Consider the following 6,617-nt stretch of genomic DNA (forward strand, 5'->3'; position numbering starts at 1 on the left):
CTGTTGGAGATTACTGGGTAATTCTTAAAGACAACGGATGCTCTGTAAAACAGTTCGTAAGTGTGAAAAAAGCGGTAGATCCTGTGATTTCAGAAATTGAAATTTCAAACAATACCGCAACGGTAAAGGTGACAGGAGGACAGGCGCCTTACAAATACGCTGTCGATTCTCCAGCAAACTGGCAGGATTCCAACGTATTCACAGGGCTTTCAAGAGGACAGCATACTTTTTATGTGAAAGATGCCTACAACTGTACCCCGATCTTTGTAGAAGTAACCGTACCGAATTTATTAAATGCCATCACGCCGAACGGTGATAATAAAAATGATTTCATCGATTACAGCGAGCTTGCTTACAAAGAAAATTTAAGTTTCGTGGTCTATGACAGATACGGAAATAAAATCTTTACAGGAAATAAATTCAATAATTACAAGTGGGACGGTAAACATTTTGACAAGAAAATTGTGACGGGAACCTACTGGTACCACATCAACTGGAATGAACCCAACAAGGAAAAAACACCAATCAAATATTCAGGATGGATCCTTGTAAAAAATATTGACTAAAAGACTAAAAAAAAGAATTATTAAAGCCACGAATCTAAATCGTGGCTTTTTTATGACATAATGTTATCATTTAACAAATATAATTTGAAGGTATAACAGAAAATTCCGTTATTTTTGCACGAATCCTAATTCTATAATTATGAATAAAATTCTACTGTCTTTTGTATTAATGTTTTTCAGCATTAGTACCATATTTGCACAGAGGGATACTGAGCACTGGATTGCGCCTTATTATGCATCCACAACAGGATATACCAATGCCGTATATCTTTCTACTGACTCTACCACCCCGTTTGATGTGAAAATCTACAGCAACAATGCACTGCTTACTACTGTGACCATCAGCAAAGGAAATCCTCAAACGTATACAGTGACCGCAAATCTTATTTCCGCAACAACTCCATCGGAAGCCCTTCAGGTCATTACAAAAGGATTGTACTTAAAAGGCGACAAACCTTTTTACTGTACTTTAAGATCTGCCCAGACTTCTCACGGAGAAATTATTACTTCTAAAGGGAAGGCCGGAATCGGGAAACTATTCTTTGTAGCTAATCCTCCCAATACAAACGCAGGGACGGGTACTTCTAATAATTTCACGGCAGGTATTTTAGCAACGGAAGACAATACTCAGGTTACTGTTACATGGAATACTTCCGGACTGGTATTTTTAGGGGGAACTCCTTCCGGAGCCAACTCACAGTCATTCACACTGAACAAAGGTCAGTCTTACATTATGGCCGGAAACAATGGTACCTCGGCAAACTTTACCGGATTCATCGGGGCAAAAGTAGTTTCGAACAAACCCATCACATTAACCAACGGAAGTGCAAACGGAAATTTCGGAGCATTAAGTTCAAGCGGTTCAGATTTAATTATGGACCAGTCTGTTCCTGTGGAAAGACTCGGGAATACCTTTGCCATGGTAAAGACAAGGTCTACCGCTCCGGCAGAAAACATGGAGGGTGGAATTGTAATTGCGACAGAAGACAATACACAGATTTTCATTAACGGAGCTACCGCTCCTATTGCCACAATCAATGCAGGAGAATGGTACAGAATTAATGAAACAAACTACATCCAGCAAGGAGGTGCAAGCGGACACTTTAATATGTTTATTTCTACTTCCAAAAATGTATATTTATATCAATTGGTGGGTGTAGGAACGGAAAATAATACTGGAGGATACAATTATATCCCGCCGTTAAACTGTTTCCTTCCGAGAAAAATTGATGAGATCGGAAAGATCAACGAAATGCCTAGTGTTTCCGGAGTAACCTTAAAGCTTAATATTCTTACAGAAGCCGGAGCTGCTGTTACGGTGAATGGAGCCACTCCAACTGCTGCTCAGGGACCTTATCCGTTAACAGGAAATACGAACTGGGTAACTTATGCTATTACAGGAATTACAGGAAATGTGACGGTAACCTCAACAAAAGCTGTAACAGCCGGAGTAAACGGAGGATACAGTACGGCAGGTTACGGAGGATATTTCGCCGGATTCTCTTCTATCCCTTTAATTACAAAACAGACGGGAGACTGTATTCCCGGACTTGTTCTTGAAGTGGACGACAGTTATGAAACCTACCAATGGTTCCTAAACGGGAATCCTATTCCCGGAGCCAATTCGAATAGCTATACTCCGACAGTAGCGGGAAATTATACGGTAAGAATTACTGTGGGATCATGCGTTCCTGCCATCACTCCGGTTTATAAAGTGTATACATGTCTTCAGAAATCCACAAAAGCTCTTACAGTTTGCGAAGGCTTCCAGGCAGTGGTTCCGTCTTTTACAAATTCTACTCAGACTTACGTCCCGAGCACCGTAACAATTGTTACTCCTCCAACAAATGGTTCTGCGGTTATTGATCCGAACGGAGTCATCATTTATACACCTAATTTCGGTTTTACGGGTATAGATACTATTGTTTATAAATTCTGTGGAAATGATCCTGATTTTACAGATTGTGAGCAGGTAACTTTAACGTTAACTGTTTCTGCAAGTCCTACAGTAACGGATGCAACACTGAGATCATGTTTTATTCCGTCTAATCCTGCTACGGCATTATTTGACCTTACAACGGCTCTTGTATCTACCACTACAGGAATTACAAAAAAATATTATCCTTCTTTAACGGATGCACAGCTCGGAACCAATGAAATCATTAATCCGGCGAACTATATTGCACCAAACGGAGTCGTTTTCGTAAAAGTAAGCAACGCAAACGGATGTTTCAGAATTGCCAAAGTTACATTAATTGTTCTCCCTCCGGTTTACTCCAGTATTTTGCAGGATAAAATTATCTGTATTGAAAATAAAACAACGCTAGATGCAGGTCCCGGATTTACTGCCTATTTATGGAGTACAGGAGCAACTACACAGTCGATCAGCAATGTCACTACAGGAACTTACTGGGTAGATCTTAAAACCGGAAATTGCGTAACAAGACAGACGGTAAAAGTATACGCCTCAGAACAGCCTGTTATTTCAAACATTGATATTTCAAACAATACCGTTACGGTAAATGTATTGGGAGGAACTGCTCCTTACCAATATTCAATAGATAATATTCACTGGCAGGATTCTAATGTATTTACAAATGTTCCGAGAGGAAATAATACGTTCTACGTAAAGGATTCTTATAACTGTTCTCCAATGCAGGTAGAGGTTACCGTACCTAATCTTATTAACGTAATTACGCCAAACGGAGATGGTGTAAACGATATGATTGATTATTCCGCGTTAGGAAACAAGAAAAACCTTGTGTTCAATATTTACGACAGATACGGAGCAAAAATGCATCAGGGAAATAAAGAAAACGGATATAAATGGGATGGCGCAGTGGGCGGCAAAAAAGTACCTACAGGAAACTATTGGTACGATGTAAGCTGGAACGAGCCAAACGGTAAGCAGACTCCGATTAAATATTCCGGATGGATTCTAGTGAAAAACAGAAATTAATTTTAAATATTCTTTAAAAAATATTCTCCGAAAAAACCATGATTTTGATATCATGGTTTTTTTATTTTTTTTAGTTCAGAAAGCTTTTTATTATTAAATTTGTGTTAAAGGCTATACCTGAATGAAGAAAATTCTATCTTTTCTATTTTTAATTCTGTTTTTCACCTCTACACTTGCACAATTGGATAGAGAACACTGGTTTGCGCCCATGGTAGACCGTACAGGAAATTCAAATCCCAATCAGAAATTATATATTTCTACTAACCGTACTACGCCTTTTCCGGTAGAAATTTATAACAACAATACTTTAATTGCCACGGCAACAATCAGCAAAGGAAATCCTCAAAAAGTTGATATTTTAAGAGATTATATTATTACATCCCAGCAGACAGATCTTTTTACCCCAACAACCAAAGGACTTTATGTAAAAGCAGAATTTCCTTTCTACGCCAACCTAAGATTTTCGGTATTTAATCATGCTGAAATTATTACTTCAAAAGGAATTCCTTCCACCGGAAAAACTTTTTATGCAGCCAATGCACCAATCTCCGTGAGTAATTCAATCCTGAATTTTATGACGAGTGTTCTGGCAACTGAAGACAATACTACGGTTACCATAACAGGGTACAAACCCACCGTACAGTTTTCAAACGGAACCACCGGAGCAACAAACCCTACGATTACTTTCAATTTAAATAAAGGACAATCTTACATCATCGACGGAATCGGAAATATTACAGGAAACTTTGACGGATTTATCGGTGCCAAAATTACAGCCAATAAAAACATCAACGTTACCAATGGAAATTTCAATGGACAATATGCAGGAAATTATCCTCAGAGTTCTGATATTCTCATGGATCAGTCAGTTCCGGTAGACCGCTTAGGAAATGAATTCGCTTTGGTAAAAGGCAACGGAAGTATAGGATCAAACATGGAAGGTGCTTTAGTAATTGCCACCGAAGACAATACGGAAATCCGCGTAAATAACGAAGTTGTTCCTGTTGCTACTTTAAACACAGGACAATATTTTATGATCCCTGATTCCAAATATCAGCTTCAGGGGAGCGGACATTATAATTTATACATTAAAACAACCAAGAACGTCTATATTTATCAGGTTCTTGCGGGTGCAAGTACCGCAGGAAATGAAGTGGCAACAGGCGGATTTAATTTTATTCCTGCTCTGAACTGTTACTTACCGAAACAGATTAACGAACTTGGATTAATTGATGAAAACTTTGTGTATTCCAACGGTAATCCGAACGGTATTTTAAATGTTCCCACAAAATTAAATCTCATCACAGAAAGAGGTGCAGTAGTTACCGTAAATGGAGTTACACCCCCGATTTCAACAGGTCCTTTCAATATGACGGGAACTCTTAACTGGGTAACTTACGGCATTCCAAATACTGCAGGAACAGTAACCGTTGTTTCGTCTAAAGCGATAACAGCGGGAATTAATGCAGGAAGTGATGCAGTAGGATATGGAGGCTTTTTTGCTGGATTTCCTACGCAGCCTGTAATTTTAAAATCAGGTGGGGACTGTGCTCCGGGAATTGTGCTTACGGTAGATCCCGTAATTTATGACACCTATCAATGGTATGTCGGCGGAGTTTTAATTCCGGGAGCTACAGGAGCTTCTTACTCTCCCACTCAGTCCGGTTATTATACCTGCTCGGTAACAATGGGAAGCTGCGCCCCTTTAATCACAGCACAATACAAAGTACAGAACTGTACAAAATTGTCTAACGCTGCTTACGATGTTTGTACAACAAAAACAATTACTCCCGCATTTACCAGTTCTACCCAGACTCCGGTTCCTTCCACGGTTGCTGTGCTTACGGCTCCAACCTTAGGAACGGCGACAGTAAATGCAACCACAGGAATCATCACGTATACCGTTACTAATCCCGGAACTGCAGGAACAGATACATTTACTTATACATTTTGTGGAAACAATCCTGACTTTCCAGACTGTGAAACGGTAACTGTTACTATCAACATTCAGGCTTTAACGGTTAATAATGTAACATTAAAAGTCTGTGATAACGGTTCCGGACAGGGAGTATTTAATTTAACAACAGCAAATATTACCAGTAATTCTCCGGTAACCATTACCTATTATACGAATCTGTTGGATGCCCAGAACGAAACTCCGGGAACAGCAATAACCAATACGACTTCTTACACCGCCGCAAACGGAACTATTGTTTATGCTGTGGTAAAAAATAATCTTGGATGTAAAGCAATAGCTCAGATTACACTTAATCTTTATCCTTTCGCAAACGTTGTTAACAATTATACAGGGACTTTTTGTGATGATAATCTGGACGGAACAGTAAACATTATCCTGTCAAATATCACACCTCTTGTTTTAAGCAATACCACTTATTTTACGAATGTAAGATATTATGCCAACCTAACGGATGCCAACGCCGGAAACACGAATACTTTACCCAATAACTGGTCTTATACAACAACCACTACAATTTATATAAGAGTGGATTCTCCGGACGGCTGTCCTCCTGTTGTGAAGCCTCTCGTTTTTGTTATTGGAAATAAAATTCCTTTAATTAAAACCACGCATGCCGTTACGATGTGTGATGATAATCTTGACGGAACTAAAATTATTGACCTGATGCCTTATATCAGTCAGTTTACAACAGATCCGTCTGTTACTGTAACTTTTCATCCTACGCTTCCGGATGCTCAGAATAATACGGCACAGATCGTAAATCCAATGAATTTATCGGGGACTCAGACGATTTTTATAAGATTTGAAAAATCCGGAGTATGCCCTAATATTGCTTCAATCACTGTAACGGTAAAAACTCCGAAATCTTCACTGATTCTGAAAGATAAAATAATCTGTCCTAAAACATTTACCACTTTAGATGCAGGACCGGGATTCGACAGTTACTGATGGAGTACAGGAGCTACCACATCATCCATAAGCAATGTTGCACCCGGAAATTATTGGGTAGACCTTACTGCAGAAGGCTGTACTTACAGACAAAGCGTAACCGTTGCAGAATCTTCCCTTCCTGTTATCACAAAGATTGAAATTAACGGAAGTACAGTTACAATAG

3 protein-coding genes are annotated in these 6,617 nt (G+C 39.1%); all 3 read left to right on the forward strand.

Annotated features, from left to right (window positions below; translation table 11 throughout):
* Positions 1-566: gliding motility-associated C-terminal domain-containing protein (locus tag WFK35_RS19260; RefSeq protein WP_336733972.1), on the forward strand; the 566-nt coding region annotated here is incomplete at its 5' end.
* Positions 567-705: 139 nt separating this feature from the next.
* Complete coding sequence (locus WFK35_RS19265) at positions 706-3,525, forward strand: T9SS type B sorting domain-containing protein (RefSeq protein ID WP_290265655.1); 2,820 nt, start codon at positions 706-708, stop codon at positions 3,523-3,525.
* A 121-nt stretch (positions 3,526-3,646) separates the two neighbouring features.
* Positions 3,647-6,451 (forward strand): gliding motility protein, encoded by a 2,805-nt coding sequence (locus tag WFK35_RS19270; RefSeq protein ID WP_336733975.1) that lies wholly within the window; start codon positions 3,647-3,649, stop codon positions 6,449-6,451.
* Positions 6,452-6,617 lie beyond the last annotated feature (166 nt).

It is taken from the genome of Chryseobacterium sp. VD8 (genome assembly GCF_037149975.1).
Lineage (GTDB): Bacteria > Bacteroidota > Bacteroidia > Flavobacteriales > Weeksellaceae > Chryseobacterium > Chryseobacterium indicum.